A 24538-nucleotide genomic window follows, 5' to 3' on the forward strand; every position below is an offset into this window, starting at 1 on the left:
GCGCTGCGTCGCGGCGGCCGGCGATGGCGGCGAGTGGGAAAATGCCGGCTCGCATGCTATGGTCCAGGGTGAAGGAGGACCGTCATGATTTCATCGATCCTGATCCTTTCGCTCAGCGGCACGTTCGCCTTTGCAGATAAGCCGCCCGCCGCGGCCGCCGAAGCCACCGACGCCGAGTCGGGCGGGCAGGCGCTCGTCTGCCGCTCGCAGCTCCGGCTGGGTTCGCGCATCGCCCGGGAGGTATGCAGGCCGGCAGAGGCATGGCAGGCCAAGGAACGGCGGATCTCCCAACCCGCGTTCGGCTGGGGCCTCAGGCCCGATCATGGCGGCGCGAGCGGCTGCCACGGCAGCGGGTGCTGAAGGCCCGCGGCAACCGCCGGCGCTGACGATCGGGGACGCTCCGGACCTGCAGCCGCCGGAATTACATCGGGTGGATGCGGTCGCTCAGAGCGCGTCGTGGTCGTGGATCATGTCGATCTCGCGAACGCGGCGCCGCTGGCGTGCCGTGTCGACCAGGCGGCGCAGTTCCTCGCGCCGGCCGCGGGCATTCTCGACATGTGAGAGGACAAGGTCGCCGTCGCGAGTGGTCTCGTCGCTCGAGCTGACCAGGATCGTACCGATATTCGCCCATTGGTTGAGCAGGGTGAAATCGATTCGGATGTCCTTCACCCGGTAAAGCTCGATCTCGTCGACGCTCTTGAAGATGATGCCGCGGTGGATGATCAGCCTTTCGTCGGTCACCTCGAAGGTGGCGGCGAGATTCCGGACCCATTCGACCAGCACTATCGCCAGCGCCGCCGCCGTGGCGAACAGGGGATAGAGGCCCCAGTCCCCGAACGCAGCGGCGACGATGCCGGCGAGGGCGAGCAGGATCGTTCCGAGTCCGGCCATCGTCCCGCGCAGCCAACCCAAAGTCGACGAGCGGAACCGGTCGAGCGTTGCTTCCATGGCCTTGCCCCCGCAGTGCCTGGTCTGGCTAGCACGGCGGCGGGGAAATGAAAGCCCGGCCGATTCCGGCCGGCCAGGTTCAACGCAGCGCCGAACGCGCGGTCGGAGCGAGCCGCAGCGTCTGCGGTGGGCGCTCCATGTGGCGCTGGAGGGCGGGCGCGATCCTCTCGCGCCAATCCGCCGATGCGCCGAGCCGCACGATGAGTTCGTCGCGCGCGGTCTCGCTCTCGAACCGCGTGAACCAGACCAGCAGTCTCTCGTCGCTCCGGACGGGAAGGCGCGGGAAGTCGTTGGGCGCGCGCTCCGGCTCCAGAACGGCCAGGACCGGAATGCCTGCCGATTCGAGCGCCGGCCGCACCTGCGTGCGGAAGAATTCGGTGAAGCCTTCCTCCGGCGGCTTCCAAAGATAGAGGATGGTCGCGACGACGAACCCGTCCGCCCCCTCGTCCGAATTCGCCGCCGGCCGCGGCGCAAGGGTGAAGCCGGCGCCGGGCCAGGCGGGCCTCAGCAGCAGCACATTGTCATTGTCCTCGAGCATCGGATTGGCCTCGCCCCGATGCGCCTGCCAGACCGGGCCCGAATAGAAATGCTCGAGCGCGCGGCGGCGAGCAGCCATGTCGGCAAAGCCGCGTAGCCAGACGAAGCGATCGGGATCGTCGAGGTCGCGAAACTGGCCGATGAGCCGCATGCCCTCGGCTTCCTGGCTTTCGACAAACGCGCGGTCGAACAGGGCGATGAAGGCGTCGCGCCGTCCCGGCACGATCTTGTACTGCCGCAGCTCGACGACGCTCGGCGCGGCGGGGAGCCGATCCGGTGCGTTGGGAACGGTCGCTCCCAGGGTCAGTACGGCCGCTTTGACTGCCGATATCATGGTCACTCATCCTCCTGGATTGAAAAGATTTGCCTGCGCCATGGCGAGCGTCAGCCCGATCCCGCCGAGCAGAATCCCCGCGCCGCGATGGACGAGGAGGATCGCTGCGGGGCGGGCGAGCAGGCCCTGAGCCGCCCGCGCCGCCGCCAAAGCGAGGCCGCCATAGACCGGCACCGCGATGGCGAGGACGAGCCCGCCGAGCAGCAGCGCCTGCACCCCGATCGGCCAGCCGTCGCGACGAATGAACTGCGGGAAGACGATCAGCACGAAGAGATAGGCCTTGGGATTGAGCAGGTTGGTCGCGATCGCCCGGCGAAGCGCCGCTCCGGGCGCGACGGCGGCGCCCGGGGCGGGCAGCGCCGGTTCCACCTTCGCGCGCAGAAAGCCTGCCGCGAGCCACAGCAGGTAAGCGGCGCCAGCCCATCCGAGCAGCGCCAGTACCTCCGGATCCGCCGCTACCAGCGCGGAGAGTCCCGCCGCGCTGAACAGGATGTGGGCCGAGGCGCCGATCGCGATTCCGCCGACGGCCGCCAGCCCGGCGACGCGGCCGCCGCCGAGCGCGCTCGTCACAACGATGGCCATGTCCGCCCCGGGCGTGACGACGATGGCCAGCACCAGCAGCGCGAAGGTCCAGATCATCAGCGCGTCGCCCAAGGCCGTTTCCTTCCGAATCGTTGCGCCGCTTGTAAGTGCTCCAAGATGACATCCCATGTCAGCTATTATGCGCTAAGCATGACTCATGCGCGCCGCCCGCCTGCTTTCGATGCTGATCACGCTCCAGCTGCGAGGACGGGTGACCGCGGCCGATCTGGCCGAGCGCTTCGAGGTGTCGAAGCGCACCATCTATCGGGATGCCGACGCGCTCAGCGCCGCCGGCGTGCCGATCTATGCCGATCGCGGGCCCGGCGGCGGCTTCGCCTTGCTCGACGGCTATCGAACGCGGCTCACCGGCATGACGGCGGCCGAGGCCGAGGCGATGCTGCTGATGGGATTGCCCGGACCGCTCGAGGATCTCGGGCTCGCCGAGCCGGCGTCAGCCGCGCGGTTGAAGCTGCTCGCGTCGCTTCCGGCCGGTGCCGGCGACAGCGCGGCGCGCGTGGCGGACCGCTTCCACCTCGATCCGGTCGACTGGTACCGTCGGGCCTCGTCCCCGCCCTTGCTGGCGGCGGTGGCGTCCTGCGTCTGGGAGCAGAGGCGGCTCGACGTCCGCTACGAGAGCTGGAAGGGCGAGTCACGACGCACGCTGGAACCGCTCGGCCTGGTGATGAAGGCCGGGCGCTGGTATCTCGCCGCCCGGGCGGGCGGCAAGGACGTGCGTACCTATCGCGTGTCGCAGATCCTCGAGGCGGCGCCGCTCGAAACCCGGTTCGAGCGTCCGGCCGGCTACGACCTGGCGCGCTGGTGGGCCGAGCAGGTGGCGCGGTTCGAGGCGAGCCTGTCCCGCGGGACGGCGACCTTGCTGGTCCGTCCCAGCGCGCTGCCCATGATCGATCAGCTCGGCGCCGACGCCGCCGAATCGGTCCGGGCGGCGCCGGCAGACGAACAGGGCTGCCGCCAGGCGGTCGTGCCGATCGAAGGCCTCGCCCATGCCGCGGCCCTGCTGCTCGGCTTCAAGGACCAGGTGGAGGTCCTGGCGCCCGAGGCGCTGCGCGAGGAGATGCGCCGCTCGGCACAGCGGATCGGCGCCCTCTATGCCCCTCGTCATCCTGTTCAGGACCGTCCCGAACGGCCTTGATTCCTGCCAACGGGCGGGCCGGACTCAGATCCCCGCATACCATTCGTAATCGTTGCTATCCTCCCAATAGCCGCCGCGGCCGCCATAGATCCCCTCGAGGCTTGCGACCGCTTCGATCCGCGCCAGATATTTGGCATGCTTGTAACCGAGCTGGCGCTCGACCCGCAGCCGCAACGGCGCGCCGTTCGGGATCGGCAGCCGGCGGTCGTTGAGACCGTAAGCGAGGATGGTCTGCGGGTGGTAGGCGTCGACCAGGTCGATGCTTTCGTAATAAGGCCGCGCGCCGAACCGATCCATGCAGTGGAATACGATATAGCGCGCCCGTTCGCCGAGCCCCGCGAGGTCGAGAAGCCGGGCGAGCGGCACGCCGGTCCACTTGCCGATCGCGGACCAGCCTTCGACGCAGTCGTGCCGCGTGATCTGGCTGCGCCGCGGCATGTCGACGAGTTCAGCGACCGACAGCGACAGCGGCCGGCGCACGAGCCCGTCGACGGTGAGCCGCCAGCTGGCGAATCCGCCTTCGGCCATGAGGCGATACTCGTCGGTGCCGGGCGTGACGTTGCCGTTCGGCCGGAAATAAGGAGAGATGTCCTCCGGCGAATATTCGCGGGCGAGCGCCGTCCGGCTGGTGATCAGCCGCTGTGCCTTGAGGTTCAGCGTCTCGAAGGCGCGCAGCCCGTCGCGGAACGTGTCGCTTCGGTTGAGACGGTCGCAGCCGGGAAGGAGCAGGCCGGCAGCGCCCACGAGCAGGTGGCGGCGCGTGATCATGAGCGGGGCTCCTTCGCCCTGGCTTGGGGGACCCGGTACCATCCGGTGATCATCGAGCGGATTTCGTTCACCGGTCCGGCGAGCAGGACCATCGCCAGATGGACGAGGATGAAGAGGACGAGGAGGAAGGCGGCGATGAAATGGATCGATCGCGCCGACTGGCGGCCGCCGAACAGGTCGAGCAGCCAGGGCCAGGCCGCATCCATTGCCGGCGACATGGTGAGGCCGGTGAGAATGATGACGGGCAGCAGGATGAAGATCACGCCGAAATAGCTCAGCTTCTGCAGGCTGTTGTAGCGCAGGGCCGCCTCGCCGGTGGGGAAGCGCAGGCGGGCGTGCTGCTTCGCCTCGTGCCACAAGGCGCCCGGCCGCAGCTCGTCGCGGCGTGGCGTCAGGTCTCGCCATGCGTGGCGGTTGATCAGGCTCGCTATAAGATAGGCGACGAGGCCGACGGCGAACAGCCAGGCGAAGGCGAGATGCCAGCGCCGGCCGGCCGACAGGCTGTAGGAGGACGGGATGGTCGCCCAGTGAGGGAAAGCGCGACGCCGGACGTTGCCATCGGGGTCGGTCCAGCGGCCGAGCAGGCCGGTGGTCGTCACCTGGAGCGCGCCGACTCGCAGATAGCCGCGCGTCTCGGTCGATCCGATCTCCAGCCAGGCCGGATCGGTGTTGGCGCCATATTGGCCCCAATAGAGCCGCGGATGGGCGTTGAAGATCATCAGGCCGCTCATCAGCATGACGAAGACGGCGACGACGTTGGTCCAGTGCCATATCCGGGTCGAAAGCCGGTGGCGCTTCACCCGCTCCGGGGGCCCGGCGGGCCTTTCCTCATACTCCATCGGCGGCGTGCCTCCCTTACCTGCCGTTCGCGCCCGATGCCGCTTCGGTTACAACATCCGGCGCGGAGGACGCGCCAATCACGCCCCCCGGCCGGGCGGCGAGTCGCGCCGATGCGCGGGGCGGCCGGCGACGAAGGTGAAGGCGACGGCGCGGTCGTCGCCGAGCACCTGGAGGGCGAACAGGCGCTCGTGCAGCGAGGCGCCGGCGGTGCGCCGCGCGAGCAAGGGCGTCGCCAAGGGATCGAGAAGGACGAAATCCGCCTCCTGCCCGGGTTCGAGCGCGCCGATCCGGTCGCCGAGGCCGAGGATGCGAGCGCCGCCCGCGGTGGCGAGGTAAAGGGCGCGAAATGGATCGAGGCTGAGGCTGCGCATCTGGCAGACCTTGTAGGCCTCGCCCATCGTCGCGAGCAGTGAGAAGCTGGTGCCGGCGCCGACGTCGGTGCCTAACCCGACGCCGACGCCGTGCCTGTCGGCCAGAGCGAGATCGAACAGGCCGGAGCCGAGGAACAGGTTGGACGTGGGGCAGAAGGCGATTCCGGATCGTGCGCGCGCCATCCGCTCCATCTCGCGCGCCGTGAGGTGGATCGAATGGGCGAAGACCGAGCGCGGCCCAACGAGGCCGAAGCGGTCGTAGACGTCGAGATAGTCCTTCGCGCCGGTGAAGCGCTCGGCCACCGCGGCTATTTCGCCGAAATTTTCGGATAGGTGGGTGTGGAGCAGCGCTTCGGGATGCTCGGAAAGGAGCGCACCGGCGTCCGCCAGCTGGGCGTCCGAGGAAGTCAAGGCGAAGCGAGGGGTGATCGCATAGCCGAGCCGGCCGCGGCCGCGCCAGCGCGCGATCAGCGCCTCGCTCGCCGCGCGACCCTCGACGAGGCCGTCGCGCAAGGTCGGCGGGCCGAGATCCATCAGTACCTTGCCGGAGACGATTCGCATGTTTCGGGCCAGCGCCGCTTCGAACAAGGCGTCGACCGAGGCTTCATGCACGGTCGCGAAGACGAGCGCGCTGGTCGTGCCGTTGCGCAGGAGCTCGTCGAGGAAGAATGCGGCGACCGAACCGGCATGGACCGGATCGGCGAAGGCCGCCTCGGCAGGAAAGATGTGCCGTTCCAGCCACTCCAGAAGCTGCGCACCGTGCGACGCGATTCGTTCGGTCTGCGGGTAGTGGACGTGCGCATCGACGAAGCCGGGGACGAGCAGCTTGCCCGGAAAATGCGCGACGGAGAGGTCCTGATAGCGCGGTGCCAGATCGACATAGGCGCCGCGCGCCACGACAATCCCGTCCTCCACGACCAGCAGCCCGTCCGGTTCGTGGCGCACGCTCTCGGGTCCGGCCGCCGCCGGATCCTCCGCCACGCTCAGCAGCTCCGCCCTGAAGCCGAGCAGCGGCATCTTCCGGCTCAGCCCCGCCGGACCAGGACGACGCCGGCAACGACGAGAAGGAGGCCGGCGACGCGCTGCAGGCTGACCTCGTGCTTCGGCAGGCCGAGCAGGCCGTAATGATCGAGCAGAACCGCCATCGCCATTTGCCCGGCGACCACCGCGGTGAGCAGCACGGCGATCCCGACGCGAGGCGCGCCGAAGGCCGCGACGGCGACGAAGAAGGCGCCGTAGAGGCCGCCGAGCCACACATACCAGGGAAGCGCGCGCACGCCGGCCGCATCGGGCCGGGACGGGAGCAGGAAGGCGAGAATTCCGAGCGCGGCCGTGCCGACGACGAAGGAGAGGAAGGCGGCGGTCACCGGCGAGTCGACCGGGCGGGCGAGCAAGGCGTTGGTCGGCGCCTGTATTGCCATCAATGCGCCGGCGATCACGGCGAGGAGGATGGTCACGGCGGCGAGATTCATGAGAACGACTTCCGACAAGGTCCGATGCGGCCGACCCTTAGCGCGGTTCGGCGGCCGTCCCTAGGCTGCGATTCCCCCGGAGAAGGGGCAGATATTCTCGAGTTCGGCGAGCCCGGCTGGCGCGGCGGTGGGGTAGCCCCGGCGCAGCAGGAAGACGTGGCGCGCGATCTCCGCCTGCTGCTCCAGCCCATAGCGGTCGAACGGCCACCCCGGGCGAAGATCGTAAGCATAGCGGCAGAAGGGATGGCGCATCAGCACGAGATACCAGCGGCCGCGCTGCTGGGCCTGCCAGACATGGGTCATTTCGTGGATGAACAGGCCCTGGAGGTTGATCGGCGACTTCGCATAATCATCGCTCCACAGCCGGCCTTCGGGGTGAACCCAGATGTGGCCGTCCGGCGCCATGACGGCGGCCCTGGGCTGGAACGGGAACCACTTGCGGCGGTGGAGACGGACGGCGTCGAAGTCGATCGCCGAGCCGAATATCGAGGCGGCGAGCTCTCGCTCCCCGGCAGTCAGCTTTCGTCCGTCAGTGCGCGCCATGGCCGGCGTCGCCCGGGCCGCGCACTTCCGCCTCGACCGTGACCGGCGGCGCGGGATCGAAGCGGAAAGTGAGGGTCAGGCGGTCGCCGACGCGAAGCGCGGGGTCCATGTCGAACAGCATAGCATGGCGTCCCCCGGGTGCGAATTGGAGCGGCGCATCGGGCGTGAAGCCGGCGTCTGCAAGCGGTGCCATCCGCGCCGTCCCCGCATGCTCCATCGTCTCGTGCAGCTCGACCCGGCCCACGCGCGGGCTCTCGATCCCGGTGAGGCGGGTCGGATCCACATTTGTGCGCAGCACGAAATAAGCGGCGCCCGGCCGTCCCGGCACGGCGGGCAGGGTGGCGACCGCGTTCTCGACCGTGACGCCCGGCGGGTCGGGCTCGCGGCTGCAGGCCGGGGCGAGAAGGAGCAGGGCGATGATCGGGAGGGCTTTGCGCATGCGGTCTTCCTAGAGGAACCCGGCTTCTTGTCGCAACCAATTCGCCCCCTATATCGCCTGCGAAACACCCGTTCGTCGCCGCCAAGGGACCAGCGGGTGGAATCGTTTTGTCAGGGGCATAAGAGGTTCAGACATGGCAAGAGTGATCGGAATCGATCTCGGCACCACCAACAGCGCCGTCGCGGTGATGGAGGGCGGCAAGCCCAAGGTTATCGAAAATTCGGAAGGTGCCCGCACCACCCCCTCGGTGGTCGCCTTCACCAAGGACGGCGAGCGGCTGATCGGCCAGCCGGCGAAGCGCCAGGCGGTCACCAATCCCGACAATACCATTTTCGCGGTGAAGCGCCTGATCGGGCGGCGGTTCGACGATCCGATCACCAAGAAGGATACGGAGCTCGTCCCCTACAAGATCACGCGCGGCTCCAACGGCGACGCGTGGGTGCAAGCGGGCGGCAAGGATTATTCGCCTTCGCAGATCTCCGCCTTCACGCTGCAGAAGATGAAGGAAACCGCCGAGTCCTATCTCGGCGAGACCGTCACCCAGGCGGTGATCACCGTCCCGGCCTATTTCAACGACGCCCAGCGCCAGGCGACCAAGGACGCCGGGCAGATCGCCGGGCTCGAGGTGCTGCGCATCATCAACGAGCCGACGGCCGCGGCGCTCGCCTACGGCCTGGACAAGCAGGACGGCAAGACGATCGCCGTCTACGACCTTGGCGGCGGCACTTTCGACATCTCGATTCTCGAGATCGGCGATGGCGTGTTCGAGGTGAAGTCGACCAACGGCGACACCTTCCTCGGGGGCGAGGATTTCGACGCCAAGCTGGTCGATTACCTGGCCGACAAGTTCAAGGCGAAGGAGAATATCGACCTTCGCAACGACCGGCTTGCGCTGCAGCGGCTCAAGGAAGCCGCCGAGAAAGCGAAGATCGAGCTGTCGTCGGCGCAGACCACCGAGGTGAACCTGCCCTTCATTACCGCCAGGATGGAAGGCGGAAGCTCGACCCCGCTCCATCTCGTCGAGTCGATCAGCCGCTCCGATCTCGAGCGGATCGTCGGTGACCTGATCAAGCGTACGCTGGAGCCGTGCAAGAAGGCGCTGGCCGACGCCGGCGTCAAGGCCGAGGAGATTGACGAGGTCGTCCTGGTCGGCGGCATGACCCGCATGCCGCGGGTCCGCGAGACGGTGAAGGAATTCTTCGGCAAGGAGCCGCACACCGGCGTCAATCCGGACGAGGTCGTCGCCATGGGCGCCGCGATCCAGGCCGGCGTGCTGCAGGGCGAGGTCAAGGACGTCCTGTTGCTCGACGTCACGCCCCTGTCGCTCGGCATCGAGACTCTGGGCGGAGTCTTCACCCGAATGATCGACCGCAACACGACCATTCCGACCAAGAAGACCCAGACCTTCTCCACCGCCGAGGACAATCAGAATGCGGTGACCATCCGCGTCTTCCAGGGCGAGCGCGAGATGGCGGCGGACAACAAGATTCTCGGCCAGTTCGACCTGGTCGGAATTCCACCCGCGCCGCGCGGGGTGCCGCAGATCGAGGTCACGTTCGACATCGACGCCAACGGCATCGTCAACGTATCCGCCAAGGACAAGGGAACCGGGAAGGAGCAGCAGATCCGCATCCAGGCCTCCGGCGGCCTTTCCGACCAGGACATCGAGAAGATGGTCCAGGAAGCGGAGCAGTTCGCCGAAGAGGACAAGAAGCGGCGCGAGTCGGCCGAGGCCCGGAACAATGCCGAGAGCCTGATCCACTCGACCGAGCGGCAGCTCGAGGAGCATGGCGACAAGGTCGACGCGTCGCTCAAGGCCGAGATCCAGGGCGCCGTCGACGAGGCCAAGAAGGCCGTCGAGGGCGGCGACGTCCAGGAGATCCAGGCGAAGGCGCAGGCGCTCGCCCAGGTGGCGATGAAGCTTGGCCAGGCGATCTACGAGAAGGATCAGGCGGCCGCCGCGGGCGGCGGCGATGCGGAGGCTTCGCAGGGCAGCGAGGCGGGCGCCGGCGAGGAAGTCGTCGACGCCGAATTCTCCGAAGTCGACGAAGACAATAAGGGCTGAGCGATGACGTGGCGCCCGCTTTTCCGATGCATGACCAGGGAAAGGCGGGCGCCGTCGTCAGGGGGATCTCCGGGCCGTGCTTGATACCGACTATTATTCGCTTCTGCAGGTCTCGCGCGATGCCGACGATCGCACGATCAAATCGGCCTATCGCCGGCTGGCGATGGAGTGCCATCCCGACCGCAACGGCGGCTGCCAGGATGCCGAGGCGAAGTTCAAGGCGATCAGCGAAGCCTATGAGTGTCTGAAGGACCCGCAGAAGCGGGCCGCCTACGACCGGTTCGGCCATGCCGCCTACAAGAATGGCGGGTTCGGCGGGAACGGACACGGAGCCCAGGATTTCGGGTCGTTCGCCGATATTTTCGACAATATCTTCGGCGAGTTCATGCAAGGCGGCCAGGGCGACCGGCGCCGCAACGTGCTGCGTGGATCGGACTTGCGTTACGACCTGCAGGTCAGGCTCGAGGACGCCTATGCCGGACGTGAGGTCGAGCTTCAGATCGATACCACGGCGGCCTGCCAGCCCTGCGGTGGTTCCGGCGCCAAGGCGGGTACGGCGGCGCGCACCTGCAACATGTGCGGCGGCCGCGGCCAGATCCGGGCCCGCCAGGGCTTCTTCGTGGTCGAGCAGACCTGCCCGAGCTGCCGCGGCATCGGCGAGCTGATTGCCGACCCTTGCCCGACCTGCCGCGGCGAGGGACGTGTCGAGAAACGCAAGTCCCTGACCGTCAAGATTCCCGCGGGCGTCGACGAGGGAACCCGAATCCGTCTCGCCGGCGAAGGCGAGGCGGGCGTGCGCGGCGGACCGCCAGGGGACCTCTACATCTTCATCCATCTCGCCCGCCATTCGATCTTCACCCGAGACGGCACGACCCTGTTCGCGCGCTGCCCGGTCAGCATCACGACGGCGGCCCTGGGCGGCTGCATCGAGGTGCCGGGGCTCGACAAGCAGATGCACGAGATCCGCATCCCGGCCGGGATCCAGTCCGGCAAGCAGCTGCGCCATCGCGGCGCCGGGATGCCGGTGATGGGCGGTCGCGGCTATGGCGACATGGTGATCGAGATCCAGGTCGAGACGCCGACCAGCCTCTCGGCCAAGCAGCGCGAATTGCTCGAGCAGTTCCGCGAGACCGAGACAGGCGAAGAATGCCCGGCTTCCAAGGGCTTCTTCCAGAAATTGAAGGCGGCCTGGGAAGAGCTGACCTGAGCGCGACGCCACGCGGGCGGTCGCGTCGCGATCCTAGCGCCCGAAAGCGCTGCCGGCTTCGGGCCGCAGGTCCGCTATGCGCTGCCGGACCTCGTCGCGCGCCGGCCCCTGCAACGCCGTCTCCACCTGCTCGCCGAACCGCCTGACCTCCTCGGCGAGCGCCGCGCGCCGCACGGCGGAGGTGGCACCGCGCGCCACGCCATGGAGCGCATCGACGAATACCTTGGCGGCGACGGGATTGGTCGCCGCGCCCTGGCGCATGGCGCCGAAGCCGCGCGCAAGGAAGTGGCGGAAATCGTCCGCTACCGGAACCACGCGTCCGCGGCGATATGTCTCCTGTTCAGGGCCGGCACGAAGGCTGCGATCGGCCAGCTTCGCCATGGCCGCGGCCAGCCAGTGCAGGCAGGTGATGGCCGTGAACGGATCGTTGATCCCGGGAGAGAGGGCCCGAAGTCCGATCTCCACAAGCTCGTCGACGAGGAATTCCAGGTCCTGCGCCGGCGTCCGAGAATTTCCGAGGGAGAAGCAGTTCAGGAGCGAGGCGTCCAAGCTCTCCTGGGCCACGCCTTCGACTTCGATCATCGGAAGGTGGGGATGGACGAAATCTCCGGTTCGGACCTTCAGTGCCAAGCGCAGGCCATGCCGCTCGGCGAGCTCATCCAGCTCCGCGAAGTCGATGATCTCGATATAGCCGACGCTCCTGGCGGTGACCGGGCGGCCCCGGGGAGGCGGCTCGGGCTCATCCGAGCTCCCTTCGAGAGGAAACCTCTTCTCGATGTCCCCGATCAGGCGACGTCCGATCACTCCGAGGACGGAGTTGATCCGGATGCTCGCCGGAATGTGGTGGAGGAAATAGACCAGGACGGCGACCGCTATCAGAACCGAGGCGCCCGAGACGAGCATCGAAAGCTGTGGCACGAAAGCGGTTGCCGCCTCGGCCGGGCTCTCGCCGGTGCCCGCCGAATCGGCCGGGTTGCGAACGCTCCGCAACACCAGGAGATTATAGACGAACGTGGCGACGAAGACGCCGAGGGAGACCTGATTGCCGCGGTCGTTCATGAAGTTCGTCAGCAGCCGCGGCCCGTAATTGCCGGAGGCGTAGACGACCGCTGCGATGGTGATGGCGAAGACCGTCGACGAGATCGCGATCATCGCGCCGGCGATGACGGTGAGCTGGGCTCGCGCGCCTTCCGGTCCGATGCCTTCGAACCAGGCGAATGCCACCAGCCAATCCGTGCCCCACATTCGGTCGAGGCGAATCGTTCCGATCGCGAGCAGGAGCGACGCGAACGTCAGCAGCGCCGGGATGAACCAGTAGCTGGCCTTGACGCTGAGCCAGGTGGCGCGAACGGCACTCCTCACGGGCGGGGGTGCTTTTTCAGCATGGCCGTGTAGATGTGGCCCACCCCCCGATGGTCACCGGGCTCGAGGTGCCGGCCGCCGAGTGAGGTGGGATCGCTGCCACAGATTTTCCTTCGCCGAACAGCCGGAACGAAGGCCAGAACTGCGGCTCGTCCCCGGCGGTTCCCGGCGACGGGGCAAGGAAACCCAGGGCCCGCCCGCCGCTCGAGCTGTCCTTCCGGGCTGTCGATGCAATTGCCGGCCTTTCCGGACTCAACAAAGGCCCGGATGCGCGGCATGGGAAGGGGAAGCCGAAGCGCCGGCGGCGGCGATGATGCGGCCGGTCTATTCCGCCGGCGCACTATCCGTGGAATGAGGGGGCGATGATCGAAGAACTCCAGCACCGTATCGAGCAGCTCCGCGCGCAAATGCGTCCGCTCGAGCCGGACGGCGGCGCGCGCGAGGCGCTAGGCCACGGCGCCCTGAGCCATGCCTTGGCCTATCTCGACCAGGTCCCCGACGCGCCGAGCAATCGTCCATGGGGCGAAGTCTTCGCGCACCGCCTGGACCCCGAATTTCCGGAGGAGGGGCGGGATCCCGCCGCGGTGCTCGATTATATCGCGACCTGCGTGGACCGGCCCGGCTTCGCCACCACCTCGCCGCGCTTCATGGCCTATATACCCGGCGGCGGCCTGTTCCACTCGGCGCTCGGCGACCTTCTGGCGGCGGTCTCGAACAAATATTCCGGCTTCGCCTCGGCCAGCCCCGGTGCGGTGCGGCTCGAAAATGCCACGACCGCCTGGCTGGCCGGCGTCATCGGCTATCCGGAAGGCGCGGCGGGAACGCTCACCTCGGGCGGAAGCCTGGCCAACCTCACCGCGATCGTCGCAGCGCGCGACGCGCGCGATTCCGACGGGGGAGGTGCGGTCTACACCACGCGCTTCGCCCATCATTGCGTCGACAAGGCCCTGCACATTGCGGGGCGGGGCCGTGCGCCGCGCCGGCAGATCGCGACCGACGCGCGCTACCGAATGTCGGTCGAGGCGCTGGAGGAAGCGCTCGAGCGGGACCGCGCCGAAGGTATCCGGCCTTGGCTCGTCGTCGCCTCGGCAGGGACCATCGACTCCGGCGCTGTCGATCCGCTTGCCGACATTGCCCATCTGTGCCGCCGGCACGGCGTGTGGCTGCATGTCGACGGCGCCTATGGCGGCCTGTTCGCGCTCTGCCCCGAAGGCCGCGAGACTCTGACCGGGATCGAACTTGCCGACAGCGTCGCCCTCGACCCCCACAAGACGCTGTTCCTCCCCTACGGGACGGGCGCGGTGCTGGTGCGAAACGGGCGCCACCTGCTCGAATCGTTCAGTGCGAGCGCCGATTACATTCGCCCGCTCGGCGAGAGCGAAGTTGGGCCTTCCCCCGCCGACCTGTCGCCGGAGCTGACGCGCCATTTCCGGGCGTTGCGCCTGTGGCTGCCGCTCCAGATGGCGGGCGTGGCCGCCTTTCGCGCGGCCCAGGCCGAGAAGCTGTCGCTGGCCCGCTATTTCCATGCGCGGCTGCAAGAAATGGACGGCTTCGATGCCGGCCCACCGCCGGACCTGTCGGTCGTTGCGTTCCGCTTCCGGCCGCAAAGCGGCGATCCCGACGCGTTCAACGAGCGACTGCTTCGCCACCTGGTGGAAGAGGGACGGGTGATGCTGAGCGGGACGCGGATCGACGGCCGCTTCACGCTGCGCTGCGCGATCCTCTCCTTCCGCACCCATCTGGAGCATGTCGACGACGCGCTCGAGGCGCTCGCCCGCGGCGTTGCCCGGGTCCAGGAGAGGGCTTGAGTCGCCCAGCATCGCGGAACGAAGCTGCAGCGCTTCGTCACGGCCGTTTCGGTATCTCCAGGCCGCGCTGCACGGCCGGGCGCGCCAGTCCGCGCGCGAGCCAGGCCGAGACATATTCATAATGGTCGAAATCGACGAGCTCGCGTGCTTCGTAGAAGGTGATGAGGTTGCGAACCCAGCCGAGCAGGGAGATGTCGGCGATCGTATATTCGTCGCCCATCATCCAGGTCCGGCCCGCGAGCCGGATGTCCAGAACTTCCAGCAGCCGCCTCGATTCGGCGACATAGCGTTCGAGCGGTCTCTTGTCGGCAAGCTCGCGCCCGGCGAACTTGTGGAAATAGCCGACCTGCCCGAACATCGGCCCGACCCCGCCGACTTGAAAGAAGACCCATTGCAGCGTTTCGTAGCGTTGAGCGGGGTCGGCGGGCGCCAGCCTTCCGGTCTTGTCCGCGAGGTAGAGGAGGATCGCGCCCGATTCGAACAGGCCGATCGGCTCCCCGCCTGGCCCGTCCGGGTCGATGATCGCCGGAATTTTGCCGTTCGGGTTCAATGACAGGAATTCCGGAGTCTTCTGGTCGTCCTTGCCGAAATCGACGAGGTGCGCCTCGTAGGGAAGGCCGATCTCCTCGAGCATGATCGAGACCTTCACGCCGTTGGGCGTGTTCAGCGAATAAAGCTGGAGGCGATCGGGATGGGTTGCCGGCCAGCGCCGGGTGATCGGGAAATCGGAGACATCGGTCATGCGGCTATCTCCTGCGAGCGTGGCGGGTAGATAGCGCCCACGCGCCGGGAAAAAAGGCGGGCGGGCGACGCCAGTCCCGCGCGCATCTTACCCTTTACCTTCCAGGTAATCGCAACGCTTCCCGCCAAGGTCTAGGAATTGCCCCGATGGACAAGGAGGCGAAGATGAACAGGCGGACACTTCTCGGCATGGCGGCAGCGGGCGCAGGGGTCCTCGCCGGGACGGGGGCGGCGGTCGCAGCGGCCCAGCCGCGTCCCGAAAGGCCGCGCCCGCCCGACCAGGTCAGTGCGCGCGACGGAACGCGCCTGTTCGTGCGCGACTGGGGCGACGGGGCGCCGGTGCTGTTCCTCGCCGGGTGGACCCTGCCTTCGGATTTCTGGGGGTATCAGATGGCGGCCCTGCAGGCGCAGGGGCTGCGCTGCATCGCCTACGACCGGCGCGGGCACGGGCAGTCGTCGGATCCGGGCGGCGGCTACGACCATGATACGCTCGCCGACGATCTCGCCGCAGTGATCGAGCAAAGAGGACTGAGCGGCGTGACCCTCGTCGGCCATTCGATGGCGAGCGGCGAGATCGCGCGCTACGTCGCTCGGCACGGCACCGGCCGGATCGCGCGCATCGCCCTGGTCGGGCCTACCACCCCCTTCCTGGTGCAGACGCCGGACAACCCGGCCGGCTTGCCGCGCGAAGTCATGGCCGCGTCGCGCGCCGCGATCGCCCGCGACTTTCCGGGGCAGATCGGTTCCCAGATCGGACCCTTCTTTACCGCGCAGACCTCACCGGACATGGTCGCCTGGGTGAAGGCGATGATGCTGCGCACTTCGCTGCAGGCGGTCATCGAATGCGCCCGCGCGCTGCAGGAGACCGATTTCCGTCGCGACCTGCCGCGGATCGACGTCCCGGCGCTGATCGTTCATGGCGACGTGGATCGCTCGGCCCCGCTCGACCTGACCGGACGGCCCACGGCGGAGCTGATCCCAGGCGCGCGGCTCGTCGTGGTCGAGGGTGGGCCGCACGGCTTGCCGGTCACCCATGTCGAGCGGTTGAACGCGGAATTGCTCCGCTTCGTGCGTCCAGCCTGAGATCAGGCGGGCCGGCCGAACACGCGCTCGAAGATCAGGTCGACATTCTTGAAGTGGTAATCGAGGTCGAATTCGGCCTCGATCCGCTCCGGCGCAAGCAAGGCGGTGACCTCCGGATCGGACTTGAGCAGCTCGAGCAGCGACAGCGCCCCGTCCGATTCCCAGACCTTCATCGCGTTGCGCTGGACCAGCCGATAGCTGTCCTCGCGGCTGGCGCCGGCCTGGGTCAGAGCGAGCAGCACCCGCTGCGAGTGGACGAGGCCGCCCATGCGGTCGAGATTCTTCCGCATCCGCTCGGGATAGACGACGAGCTTGTCCATCACCTGGGTGAGGCGGGCGAGAGCGAAGTCGAGGGTGATGGTCGCGTCCGGGCCGATGAAGCGCTCGACTGAGCTGTGGCTGATGTCGCGCTCGTGCCAGAGCGCGACATTCTCCAGCGCCGGCATGGCGTAGCCGCGGACCATCCGGGCGAGGCCGGTGAGATTCTCGGTCAGCACCGGATTGCGCTTGTGCGGCATGGCCGAGCTGCCCTTCTGGCCGGGCGAGAAATATTCCTCGGCCTCCAGCACCTCGGTGCGCTGGAGGTGCCGGACCTCGGTCGCCAGCCGCTCGATCGACGAGGCGACCACCGCCAGCGTCGCGAAATAGCCCGCGTGGCGGTCGCGCGGGATGACCTGGGTGGAGATGGGCTCGATGTCGAGCCCGAGCTTTGCGGCGACATGCGCCTCGACCCGCGGATCGACATTGGCGAAGGTTCCGACCGCGCCCGAAATCGCGCAGGTGGCGACGTCGGCGCAGGCCTCGGCCAGGCGGCTTCGGTTGCGGCGGAACTCCGCATAGGCCTGGGCCAGCTTGAGTCCGAAGGTGACCGGCTCGGCATGGATTCCGTGGCTGCGGCCGATCGTCGGCGTCAGCTTATGCTCCCGGGCGCGCCGCTCGAGCACCGCCAGCAAGGCGTCGACATCCTCGACCAGAAGCTCGCCGGCCTGCTTCAGCTGGACCGCGAGGCAGGTGTCGAGCACGTCGGAGCTGGTCATGCCCTGGTGGAGGAAGCGCGCTTCCGGCCCGACCTGCTCGGCGACCCAGGTGAGGAAGGCGATGACGTCGTGCTTCACGACCGCCTCGATCTCGTCGATCCGCTCGACGTCGATCTTCGGTTCGGTCGCCCACCATTCCCATATCTTGCGGGCGCCTTCCTTCGGCACGATGCCGAGCTCGGCCATGGCGTCCAGCGCATGGGCCTCGATCTCGAACCAGATCCGGTAGCGGTTTTCAGGCTCCCAGATGGCGGTCATCCGGGGCCGGGCGTAGCGGGGAACCATGACGCGGCCTTTATGGGGACGGGGGAGGCGGCGCAACCGCCCTTCCTCGCCGGAAGGGATGGTGCCGACCCATCCAGGCGTCCCGCGGCAGCCGGATCAGCCCGCTGATGTGATCCGCGCCTCCACCATGGGTGCGAGCCACTCGCCCCGATCGATGATACCCATGTGCGTGGTGCCCGGCAGGACCGCGAGCTGGGCGTTCGGGATCAGGCGCTTCATCTCGGCGGCATGCTCGACGCGAGTGAAGTCGTTGTCGCCGATCGCGAGCAAAGTCGGCGCGCGGATGGCGCCGAGCTGTTCGGGCGACCAGCCCTCCCACTGCGCCAGCATGGCGTTGAGCCTGCCCAGCACCCGCTCGAAGGCCGAGGGATCGGGCGCGACCCTGTCGTAATGCGCCTTCCAGGCCATGAAGTCGGCCTCGGTCGGCAGCAACGGCACCAGCTCGGCCGACGGCGTATGAGTCGGATTTCGCTGCATGGTCACAAGCTCGGGCAGAAAACCCTCGAGTTGGTACATGGCGCTGATGGCGGTGAGGCTGGCGACGCGCTCGGGATGCCGCACCGCCACGCCGATCGAGGTCATGCCGCCCAGGCTGTGGCCGACGAAATGAGCGCGCTGGACCCCGAGGTGCGCCAACACGCCTGCCGCGTCGTCGGCGAGCCGCTCGACGGTGATCGGGCCCGGACGGTCGCCGGTGTGGGCATGACCCTGCAGCTCCAACGCGATCGCCGGCGCTTTCGCCGCGAGCAGTCGCAACAGGCTGCGCCCGGCAAAGGCGGTCTCGATCGCCATCATCCCCCCATGAATCAGCACCGTCGGCGTGACGCCGGGTGCGAGCGGCCCGCCGTGGATCTCATAATAGACGTTCAATCCGTCCACCGGCGCATAGCCGCTGACCGGCGTCCTCGACGGCGTCGGCTGCATGGCACTTCCTTGCACGCTCAGGGCCAATCCCGCGGCCGCCGCGCCGGCACCGAGCACGGTGCGCCGGCTGATGCCGGGGTGATCATGTCGGGTCGACTGGGTGATGGTCATGACGGTCTCCTCTGCTTCACCGCTCCAGGACGACAGACGAGGGCCCGATCCGACACCATCCGGCGGACACCCGGAATTTTTTTCGCCGTGCTGTCGTCCGATGTGATTGCGCCCGCGGTCGTGCGTGCTCGGCCCCCGACGATATGTTCACGATCAGGCGGCGGTCGTCAGATCACCCCCATCGCCCTTAGGCTCGAATGGCCCTTCGCGCCGATGATGACATGGTCGTGCAATGTGATCCTGAGGTGCCGGCCCGCTTCGGCGAGATCGCGGGTGAGGCGGATGTCCTGCTGGCTGGGCGTGGGATCGCCGCTCGGATGGTTGTGGACGATGATGATCGCGGTGGCGTGGCAATCGAGCGCCCGACGCATGATCTCGCGGATATAGACGGCCGATTCGTCGACCGATCCCTCCCACATCGGTTCGTCACGGATGAGCAAGTTCTTCGAATTGAGGAATAGCACGCGCACGCGCTCGATCGCCTCATGCGCCATATCGGCGTGGAGATAGTCGAGCAGGGCCTGCCAGGAGCCGAGCACCGGCCGATCCTTCACCTGTTCCTTGAGCAGGCGCAACGCCGAGGCCTGAACGATCTTGAGCGCGGCGACCGCCGATTCGCTCAGGGCGCCGACCCGCACGAGCGCCCCGGCGTCCGCGGCGAGGAGAGCGCCGAAGCCGCCGAACCGATCGAGAAGCGTCTTCGCGAGCGGCTTGGTGTCGCGGCGAGGGATTGCGAGCGCGAGCAGATATTCGACCAGCTCATGATCGAGCAGGGCGTCGGGGCCGCCTTCGATCAGCCGCTGGCGCAGGCGCGTGCGGTGCCCCTTGCCATGGTGCCGTGCCTCGGGCGCGAGGCGATCGGGAATGGCTTCCGAAAGTTCGAACGGGCGTGGGTCGAGGCCGGGGAGGGGAGCTTCGCCGACGTGATCGCCACGCGGTTCCGGCCAGCCGTTCGGCCGGCTATCGGGTGCAGGATCATCCACCGTCGGGCTCCGGTTCAAGCGAGCATGGCCATTCGGAACAAATGTTGAACACAAGGCGGCGTTCATTTCAAGTGTTCTGTTGATCGCCGCGAGCGCCTTTCGCAGGCGAGGCCCAACCGCTACGCCTCGCATGTTCGTGACGGCGGCGGAACGCGGCTTGATGAAGGTTGGGCGGAAGCGAGACTGGTGGACGAGCAGGAAATCGAGACGGTGAAGCGCCGCCCACGGCTGCGCCGGTGGCGGGTCGCGCTCGCCATCATCCTCGTGCTGCTCGTCGGCGGCCTCATCGTCCTGTGGGCAATGCGAGTGCGCCTCGCCACTACCTATATCGACCGGGAGCTGGAGCGCCGCGGCGTCGAGGCGAGCTACGACATCGGGCGAATCGGCTTCGGCACCCAGGTGCTCGAGAATCTGGTGATCGGCGATCCGAGCCGACCCGACGCCGTCGCCCGCCGCGTCGAGGTGCAGATCCTGATCGGGGTCACGGGTCCGAGAGTGGGGCTGATCACGGCGCGCGGCGTGCGGATGGTCGGCCGGATCCGCGATGGACGGCTGACCCTGGGCGAAATCGACCGGCTGCTGCCGCCGCCGAGCGGCCTGCCGTTCCGACTGCCCGACCAGAGGGTCGACATCGCGGACGCGGCGATCGCGCTCGAAACGCCGGCCGGGCCGGTGGCCGTGGGCGTGGAGGGACAAGGCAATCTGGCGGACGGGTTCCGCGGACGCCTCGCTTTCGTTTCACCGCAGCTCGCCGTCGGCGAATGCACGATCGCTCGACCTCGCGCGAACGTTGCCGTCAGCGTCGCGGATCTTCGTCCCCGCTTCGTTGGGCCAATGGCGCTCGAAGCGGTCAATTGCGGCACGGATCTCGCCATCGAGCGGCCGCTCTTCGCCCTCGATGCCACGTTCGCTCCGGCGCTCGACAGCTGGCGCGGCGAGACGGCGGTCCGCGCCGCACGGTTCGAGGCCGGGGCCCAGCGCCTCGCCGGACTGGAAGGGCGGGTGAGCTTCGCCGGCAATGCCCGCAATACCCAGGGACAAGTCGACGTCCGGTCAGCAGCGGCCGCGATCGATGTCTTTGCCGCCCGGCGTACCGGATTCGCCGGCCGTTATGCCGTCTCGTCGAGCGGCGACCTGAAGTTGAGTGGCGACGCCAGGGTCCAGGGCCTGACCCTCGCGGGCGCCTCGGCCGCGGCGCTCACCGGAATGCTGCGTTCGGCCGAGGGGACGCCGGTCGGCCCGATCGGATCGGCTTTGGCCGGCGCGCTCGACCGTGCCGTTCGCGGCGGCGGAGAGGCCTCGGCGGGCGTCCGCCTGGTCAATGGCGACGGCTTCGGTGCGGTACGGATCGAGCGGCTTCGGTTCGCGGCGGACAGCGGTCTGGCGCTTCGATCGGCGGGCGGGAAGGGGCTGACCTATTACTGGCCGGGCGGCGTCCTTGGCGTCGACGGCGAATATGCGCTTTCGGGCGGCGGCTTTCCGGATGCCCGGCTGAGCCTGCGCCAAGCGCGTGCCGGAGCCGCGCTCGAAGGAATCGCGCGCATCGCGCCGATGGCAGCGGGCGAGGCGCGGCTCGCGCTCGGCGAGATCCGGTTCGCCGCTGCGCCGGACGGGATAAGCCGGTTCGAGACCGCGGTTCGGCTGGACGGTCCGCTGGGCGATGGCCGGGTGACCGGGCTGACGGTGCCGGTGCGCGGCCGCTTCGGACGCGGCGGGCTGGCGATCGGCGAGAGCTGCGTGACTGCGGCTTTCCGGACGCTCGAGATTGCGGGCCTGAGGATCGGGCCCACTCGCCTGCCGCTCTGCCCCACCGGACGGGCCCTGGTGTGGCAGGCGCCGGGCGGGCCCCTGCAGGCCGGTGCGGCGCTGCGCGGACCGCGGCTCGCCGGGCGGCTCGGCGAATCGCCCGTCACGCTGGCCTCCGAAGGCGTCCGAATCGATCTCGACGGATTTGCGGCGTCGGCCGTGGCGGTGCGGCTCGGCGCGACCGAAGCGACCAGTCGGCTCGATCTTGCGAGCCTGAGCGGGCGCTTCACAAGCGGCGGTGTCGCCGGGACGTTCGAGGGCGCGGCGGGGAAGCTCGTCAACGTCCCGCTGCTGATCGGCGAGGGCGCCGGGCGCTGGCAGTTCGCGGGCGGGAACCTGCTGCTCGAAGGCGGCCTTCAGGTCGCCGACGAGCAGGTTCCGCCGCGTTTTCATCCACTGACGAGCGACGATTTCCGCCTGACGCTGGAGGACAGCCGGATCCATGCCGTCGGCTGGCTCAGCCATCCGGCGAGCGGCACGCGGGTGTCCCGCGCCACGATCGACCATCATCTCGGCACCGGGGCCGGCGAGGCCGTGCTCGACGTTCCGGGGCTGGCGTTCGGCGAGGGGTTCCAGCCCGATACGCTCACGCCGCTCACCGTCGGGATCGTCGCCCTGGTCGAGGGCAACGTCACGGGTCGCGGCCGGATTGCCTGGGACGAGGCCGGCGTGCGCAGCACCGGCACTTTCAGCACCGCCGGGATGAACCTGGCGGCGCCGTTCGGGCCGGTCGAGGGGCTGGACACGACGGTCGAGTTCACCGACCTGCTCGGCTTGGTCAGTGCGCCGGGGCAGGTGGCCGAGGTCGATATCGTCCGCAGCGGCGTCGACGTCTATGACGGTCGCCTGAGCTACCAGCTCCTGCCCAACTACAATGTCGCCATCGAGGCCGGCCACTGGCCGTTCGCCGGCGGCGAGCTGCACCTGGAGCCGACCGTGCTCGACTTCAGCCAGCCGGCGACCAAATATCTGACGTTCAGGGTAGTCGGGCTCGATGCCGCCGCCTTCGTGCAGCAGATGGAGTTCAGCAACATTGCCGCCACCGGCACGTTCGACGGCGTGATCCCGATGCAGTTCGACACGCGCGGCGGCCGGATCGTCGGCGGACGGATGAGCGCGCGGGCGGCCGGCGGGACCTTGTCCTATGTCGGCGAGCTCACCGACCGCGATCTCGGGGCCTATGGAATCCTGGCATTCAACGCCTTGAAGTCCCTGCGCTACAGCCGCTTCGACCTTACCCTCGACGGCGCGCTCGACGGCGAGTTCATCACCGTCATCGACCTGGACGGGATCGCGCGTGATCCGACGATGACGACGGTGCCCTCGGGCGGCGGCCTGCCCGGCCTGGTCGTCGGGCGGGTTTTCAGGCAGCTCGCCCAGATACCCTTCGAGTTCAATATCCGGATCCAGGGCCAGTTCCGCGCCCTGATGGCGACCGCGCGTTCGTTCAGCGACCCGACTCCCCTGATCCAGTCGGTCCTCCCGGACATATTGCGGGACCGCTCCACCACCATCAACGACGTTCAGGATGAAGAAAGCGAGCCCGTGCAATGATGCAGCCGAACTTGACGAGAGAGAGACGCAATGCGAGCCTCGGAAGAATGGCAAGTCTGCGGAGCGCCCTCGCCGCCGCGGCGGCGCTGCCGGCGCTCACGGGATGCGTCCAGGTGACGGCCCCGGAACGGCCGATCGAGATCAATCTCAACATCAACATCCGACAAGAAGTCGTGGTAAGGCTCCAGGAAGACGTTCGGGAGCTGATACAGCAAAATCCAGGAGTGTTCTGATGACCCGCCGAATGAAACTGATGGTTGCCGCCGGGCTCGGCCTAGCGGCGCTCGCCGGAAGCAGCGCTTATGCCTATGGGATGCAGGACGCCGCCGGCGAGCTGCGCTCGACCGGGCAGGTCGGGGAACAGGCGGACGGCTATCTGGGCCTGGTCGGCTCGGCTCCGGCCGCCGTTCGCGCGCGGATGGACGCGATCAATATCCAGCGGCGTGCCGCCTACACGCAGCTCGCGTCGCAGCGGAACGCCACGATCGAAGAGGTCGCCGCGGCGACCGCCTGCCAGATCTTCGCCAACCGCGTCGGCCCGGGTCAATATTATCGCCTCCCCGATGGCGTATGGCGGCAGCGCAACGGCAACGAGCCGGTGCCGCGGCCGGATCATTGCGGTTGAGGCGACCCGGGTCCGACAGCGCGGGCTCGACCGGGAGACCTGAACCGGTCCGGCCGAGAATCCGCGCATCCGGGTCCATCGATCCCGCCATTCGTCGGGAGGGCGGGCGCGGATCGCGCGACCGGGGGCCGACTTTCCGACTAGCCCCGTTCGCCGGCCTCCAGCGCTGGCGCGGCGCCGACCTCGAAGGCAGGACGAAACGCTTCGGGAAGGGCGGCCAGGTCGCCCGGTTCCAGCGGAAGCTCGACGATATAGGCGCCTTCCACCCACGGTCCCGCCTCGTAGGGCCCGATCAGGATCCGTAGCGTCTCGAACCGGCCGTTGCCGTCTTTGTCGGCCGGCGCGAGCGGGTGTCCGGGGAGCGGGGGACAATCGGTGAAGGGTTCCCCGCCGCCGGAACGCACCGGCTCCCCCCGCCGCTCGGAGCGCATCGCGTTCAGCCGCGCGCAGTAGCGCGGCGCGAGCGCCTGCAGGGCCGCCGGGCCGAGCAGGTCGGCCGTATCCGCCTCCCGGTCGGCCGAGCGATCCCACAGCAGGGCTGCGAGCCCGAGATTGCCGTGGGCGCCGCCGGTATAGGTCTCGGTGCGCGCCGTCAGGCTGAGCAGCTGCGCCGTGCTGCCGGCACTCTCCCATTCCCTGGAATAGACGTGGTTGTGAAAGGGGGCGTCGCTGCCCTGCCGCGCCGCCTGATCCTCCTGCGCCTCCCGTCGCGCCTGCGCCTCGGCCGCCTGCATCTCGCGCGAAAAGCGGTCGCGCAGCGCCGGCTCCTCTTCGACGACCGCCGGCCAGCCGTAGCGGAAGTCGAGCAAGGCGTCCTGTTGCGCCTTGGCGAAGGGCTGCGGCTGGGCGGCCGCGAGGAGCGAGGCGAGCAAAAAGGGGACGGGGTTCATGACGAGCGGATATCACTTCCGGCACAGGTGCAGAACAGGCTTCTATGCTGCACTGCGGCAGGCCGGTTGA

Annotated in this window: 24 protein-coding genes; 9 read left to right on the forward strand and 15 right to left on the reverse strand. The window is 68.4% G+C overall.

Going from position 1 to position 24538, the window contains the following annotated elements; genetic code table 11:
- Nucleotides 1-84: 84 nt before the first annotated feature.
- The gene (locus EKM57_RS03945; protein WP_129791177.1) at nucleotides 85-360 is read left to right on the forward strand and encodes a hypothetical protein; all 276 of its coding nucleotides are present in this window, start codon (nucleotides 85-87) and stop codon (nucleotides 358-360) included.
- An 84-nt stretch (nucleotides 361-444) separates the two neighbouring features.
- Here the strand turns inward: EKM57_RS03945 and EKM57_RS03950 are convergent, their stop codons facing one another.
- The 3 genes from EKM57_RS03950 to EKM57_RS03960 all read right to left on the reverse strand — a co-directional run bounded on the left by EKM57_RS03950 (nucleotide 445) and on the right by EKM57_RS03960 (nucleotide 2473).
- Nucleotides 445-948 (reverse strand): PH domain-containing protein, encoded by a 504-nt coding sequence (locus tag EKM57_RS03950; RefSeq protein ID WP_129791178.1) that lies wholly within the window; start codon nucleotides 946-948, stop codon nucleotides 445-447.
- 79 nt (nucleotides 949-1027) lie between these two features.
- Complete coding sequence (locus EKM57_RS03955) at nucleotides 1028-1819, reverse strand: NIPSNAP family protein (RefSeq protein WP_129791444.1); 792 nt, start codon at nucleotides 1817-1819, stop codon at nucleotides 1028-1030.
- 6 nt (nucleotides 1820-1825) lie between these two features.
- On the reverse strand, nucleotides 1826-2473 hold the full coding sequence (locus tag EKM57_RS03960; protein ID WP_165357164.1) for a LysE family translocator: 648 nt from the start codon (nucleotides 2471-2473) through the stop codon (nucleotides 1826-1828).
- Between the two features lie 85 nt (nucleotides 2474-2558).
- On the opposite strand from EKM57_RS03960, the gene EKM57_RS03965 reads away from it, so the two are divergent.
- Complete coding sequence (locus tag EKM57_RS03965) at nucleotides 2559-3554, forward strand: YafY family protein (protein WP_129791180.1); 996 nt, start codon at nucleotides 2559-2561, stop codon at nucleotides 3552-3554.
- Between the two features lie 24 nt (nucleotides 3555-3578).
- Here EKM57_RS03965 and EKM57_RS03970 read toward each other — a convergent pair whose 3' ends face one another.
- The 6 genes from EKM57_RS03970 to EKM57_RS03995 form a co-directional block, all read right to left on the reverse strand.
- Nucleotides 3579-4322 (reverse strand): molybdopterin-dependent oxidoreductase, encoded by a 744-nt coding sequence (locus tag EKM57_RS03970; protein ID WP_129791181.1) that lies wholly within the window; start codon nucleotides 4320-4322, stop codon nucleotides 3579-3581.
- The gene (locus EKM57_RS03975) at nucleotides 4319-5161 is read right to left on the reverse strand and encodes a cytochrome b/b6 domain-containing protein (RefSeq protein WP_129791182.1); all 843 of its coding nucleotides are present in this window, start codon (nucleotides 5159-5161) and stop codon (nucleotides 4319-4321) included. The genes EKM57_RS03970 and EKM57_RS03975 overlap by 4 nt, the downstream gene beginning before the upstream one ends.
- Nucleotides 5162-5239: 78 nt before the next feature.
- On the reverse strand, nucleotides 5240-6550 hold the full coding sequence (gene guaD, locus EKM57_RS03980; protein ID WP_129791183.1) for a guanine deaminase: 1311 nt from the start codon (nucleotides 6548-6550) through the stop codon (nucleotides 5240-5242).
- Nucleotides 6551-6558: 8 nt separating this feature from the next.
- Nucleotides 6559-7005: a DMT family transporter gene (locus tag EKM57_RS03985; protein ID WP_129791184.1), complete on the reverse strand. Its 447-nt coding sequence runs from the start codon at nucleotides 7003-7005 to the stop codon at nucleotides 6559-6561.
- A 60-nt stretch (nucleotides 7006-7065) separates the two neighbouring features.
- Nucleotides 7066-7548: a vgr related protein gene (locus EKM57_RS03990; RefSeq protein ID WP_243450878.1), complete on the reverse strand. Its 483-nt coding sequence runs from the start codon at nucleotides 7546-7548 to the stop codon at nucleotides 7066-7068.
- A complete protein-coding gene (locus EKM57_RS03995) occupies nucleotides 7535-7987 on the reverse strand; it encodes a copper chaperone PCu(A)C (protein ID WP_129791185.1) in 453 nt (150 codons plus the stop codon). Before EKM57_RS03995 ends, EKM57_RS03990 begins: the two co-directional genes overlap by 14 nt.
- 133 nt (nucleotides 7988-8120) lie before the next feature.
- Here EKM57_RS03995 and dnaK point away from each other — a divergent pair, with 133 nt between their 5' ends.
- Nucleotides 8121-10052: a molecular chaperone DnaK gene (gene dnaK, locus EKM57_RS04000; RefSeq protein WP_129791186.1), complete on the forward strand. Its 1932-nt coding sequence runs from the start codon at nucleotides 8121-8123 to the stop codon at nucleotides 10050-10052.
- 76 nt (nucleotides 10053-10128) lie between these two features.
- A complete protein-coding gene (dnaJ, locus tag EKM57_RS04005; RefSeq protein ID WP_129791187.1) occupies nucleotides 10129-11259 on the forward strand; it encodes a molecular chaperone DnaJ in 1131 nt (376 codons plus the stop codon).
- Between the two features lie 33 nt (nucleotides 11260-11292).
- Here the strand turns inward: dnaJ and EKM57_RS04010 are convergent, their stop codons facing one another.
- Nucleotides 11293-12621: a DUF2254 domain-containing protein gene (locus tag EKM57_RS04010; RefSeq protein WP_129791188.1), complete on the reverse strand. Its 1329-nt coding sequence runs from the start codon at nucleotides 12619-12621 to the stop codon at nucleotides 11293-11295.
- 362 nt (nucleotides 12622-12983) lie between these two features.
- On the opposite strand from EKM57_RS04010, the gene EKM57_RS04015 reads away from it, so the two are divergent.
- Entirely contained in the window at nucleotides 12984-14429 is a 1446-nt protein-coding gene (locus EKM57_RS04015) for an aminotransferase class V-fold PLP-dependent enzyme (RefSeq protein ID WP_129791189.1), read from the forward strand.
- A gap of 37 nt (nucleotides 14430-14466) precedes the next feature.
- On the opposite strand, the gene EKM57_RS04020 is transcribed toward EKM57_RS04015, so the two are convergent.
- On the reverse strand, nucleotides 14467-15171 hold the full coding sequence (locus tag EKM57_RS04020; RefSeq protein ID WP_129791190.1) for a glutathione S-transferase N-terminal domain-containing protein: 705 nt from the start codon (nucleotides 15169-15171) through the stop codon (nucleotides 14467-14469).
- A 164-nt stretch (nucleotides 15172-15335) separates the two neighbouring features.
- Between EKM57_RS04020 and EKM57_RS04025 the strand changes: the two genes are divergently transcribed.
- Nucleotides 15336-16253: an alpha/beta fold hydrolase gene (locus tag EKM57_RS04025; RefSeq protein WP_129791191.1), complete on the forward strand. Its 918-nt coding sequence runs from the start codon at nucleotides 15336-15338 to the stop codon at nucleotides 16251-16253.
- A 2-nt stretch (nucleotides 16254-16255) separates the two neighbouring features.
- On the opposite strand, the gene purB is transcribed toward EKM57_RS04025, so the two are convergent.
- The 3 genes from purB to radC all read right to left on the reverse strand — a co-directional run bounded on the left by purB (nucleotide 16256) and on the right by radC (nucleotide 19476).
- A complete protein-coding gene (purB, locus tag EKM57_RS04030) occupies nucleotides 16256-17575 on the reverse strand; it encodes an adenylosuccinate lyase (protein ID WP_129791192.1) in 1320 nt (439 codons plus the stop codon).
- 96 nt (nucleotides 17576-17671) lie between these two features.
- Nucleotides 17672-18610: an alpha/beta fold hydrolase gene (locus tag EKM57_RS04035; protein ID WP_129791193.1), complete on the reverse strand. Its 939-nt coding sequence runs from the start codon at nucleotides 18608-18610 to the stop codon at nucleotides 17672-17674.
- Between the two features lie 167 nt (nucleotides 18611-18777).
- On the reverse strand, nucleotides 18778-19476 hold the full coding sequence (radC, locus tag EKM57_RS04040) for a DNA repair protein RadC (RefSeq protein ID WP_243450899.1): 699 nt from the start codon (nucleotides 19474-19476) through the stop codon (nucleotides 18778-18780).
- A 303-nt stretch (nucleotides 19477-19779) separates the two neighbouring features.
- Here radC and EKM57_RS04045 point away from each other — a divergent pair, with 303 nt between their 5' ends.
- From EKM57_RS04045 to EKM57_RS04055, 3 genes are read left to right on the forward strand one after another with little or no spacing between them, the layout of a single operon-like run.
- On the forward strand, nucleotides 19780-22953 hold the full coding sequence (locus EKM57_RS04045) for a YdbH domain-containing protein (protein ID WP_129791195.1): 3174 nt from the start codon (nucleotides 19780-19782) through the stop codon (nucleotides 22951-22953).
- 47 nt (nucleotides 22954-23000) lie between these two features.
- On the forward strand, nucleotides 23001-23186 hold the full coding sequence (locus tag EKM57_RS04050) for a YnbE family lipoprotein (protein ID WP_129791196.1): 186 nt from the start codon (nucleotides 23001-23003) through the stop codon (nucleotides 23184-23186).
- Nucleotides 23186-23578, forward strand: coding sequence for a YdbL family protein (locus EKM57_RS04055; protein WP_243450879.1), 393 nt, complete (start codon nucleotides 23186-23188; stop codon nucleotides 23576-23578). Before EKM57_RS04050 ends, EKM57_RS04055 begins: the two co-directional genes overlap by 1 nt.
- Nucleotides 23579-23718: 140 nt before the next feature.
- On the opposite strand, the gene EKM57_RS04060 is transcribed toward EKM57_RS04055, so the two are convergent.
- A complete protein-coding gene (locus tag EKM57_RS04060) occupies nucleotides 23719-24468 on the reverse strand; it encodes a PdaC/SigV domain-containing protein (protein WP_129791197.1) in 750 nt (249 codons plus the stop codon).
- Between the last annotated feature and the right edge of the window lie 70 nt (nucleotides 24469-24538).

The organism is Sphingosinicella sp. CPCC 101087 (assembly GCF_004151485.1).
In the GTDB taxonomy this organism is placed as follows: Bacteria; Pseudomonadota; Alphaproteobacteria; order Sphingomonadales; family Sphingomonadaceae; genus Allosphingosinicella.

Coding starts and splice junctions, on each gene's coding strand:
- EKM57_RS04050 (WP_129791196.1), top strand. CDS start 23,001: ATGGCAAGTCTGCGGAGCGCCCTCGCCGCCGCGGCGGCGCTGCCGGCG.
- EKM57_RS03985 (WP_129791184.1), bottom strand. CDS start 7,005: ATGAATCTCGCCGCCGTGACCATCCTCCTCGCCGTGATCGCCGGCGCA.
- EKM57_RS04015 (WP_129791189.1), top strand. CDS start 12,984: ATGATCGAAGAACTCCAGCACCGTATCGAGCAGCTCCGCGCGCAAATG.
- EKM57_RS03955 (WP_129791444.1), bottom strand. CDS start 1,819: ATGATATCGGCAGTCAAAGCGGCCGTACTGACCCTGGGAGCGACCGTT.
- EKM57_RS04020 (WP_129791190.1), bottom strand. CDS start 15,171: ATGACCGATGTCTCCGATTTCCCGATCACCCGGCGCTGGCCGGCAACC.
- EKM57_RS04025 (WP_129791191.1), top strand. CDS start 15,336: ATGAACAGGCGGACACTTCTCGGCATGGCGGCAGCGGGCGCAGGGGTC.
- EKM57_RS04035 (WP_129791193.1), bottom strand. CDS start 18,610: ATGACCATCACCCAGTCGACCCGACATGATCACCCCGGCATCAGCCGG.
- EKM57_RS03970 (WP_129791181.1), bottom strand. CDS start 4,322: ATGATCACGCGCCGCCACCTGCTCGTGGGCGCTGCCGGCCTGCTCCTT.
- guaD (WP_129791183.1), bottom strand. CDS start 6,550: ATGCCGCTGCTCGGCTTCAGGGCGGAGCTGCTGAGCGTGGCGGAGGAT.
- EKM57_RS03945 (WP_129791177.1), top strand. CDS start 85: ATGATTTCATCGATCCTGATCCTTTCGCTCAGCGGCACGTTCGCCTTT.
- purB (WP_129791192.1), bottom strand. CDS start 17,575: ATGGTTCCCCGCTACGCCCGGCCCCGGATGACCGCCATCTGGGAGCCT.
- EKM57_RS03950 (WP_129791178.1), bottom strand. CDS start 948: ATGGAAGCAACGCTCGACCGGTTCCGCTCGTCGACTTTGGGTTGGCTG.
- EKM57_RS03975 (WP_129791182.1), bottom strand. CDS start 5,161: ATGGAGTATGAGGAAAGGCCCGCCGGGCCCCCGGAGCGGGTGAAGCGC.
- EKM57_RS04060 (WP_129791197.1), bottom strand. CDS start 24,468: ATGAACCCCGTCCCCTTTTTGCTCGCCTCGCTCCTCGCGGCCGCCCAG.
- EKM57_RS03965 (WP_129791180.1), top strand. CDS start 2,559: ATGCGCGCCGCCCGCCTGCTTTCGATGCTGATCACGCTCCAGCTGCGA.
- EKM57_RS03990 (WP_243450878.1), bottom strand. CDS start 7,548: ATGGCGCGCACTGACGGACGAAAGCTGACTGCCGGGGAGCGAGAGCTC.
- EKM57_RS03995 (WP_129791185.1), bottom strand. CDS start 7,987: ATGCGCAAAGCCCTCCCGATCATCGCCCTGCTCCTTCTCGCCCCGGCC.
- dnaK (WP_129791186.1), top strand. CDS start 8,121: ATGGCAAGAGTGATCGGAATCGATCTCGGCACCACCAACAGCGCCGTC.
- EKM57_RS04055 (WP_243450879.1), top strand. CDS start 23,186: ATGACCCGCCGAATGAAACTGATGGTTGCCGCCGGGCTCGGCCTAGCG.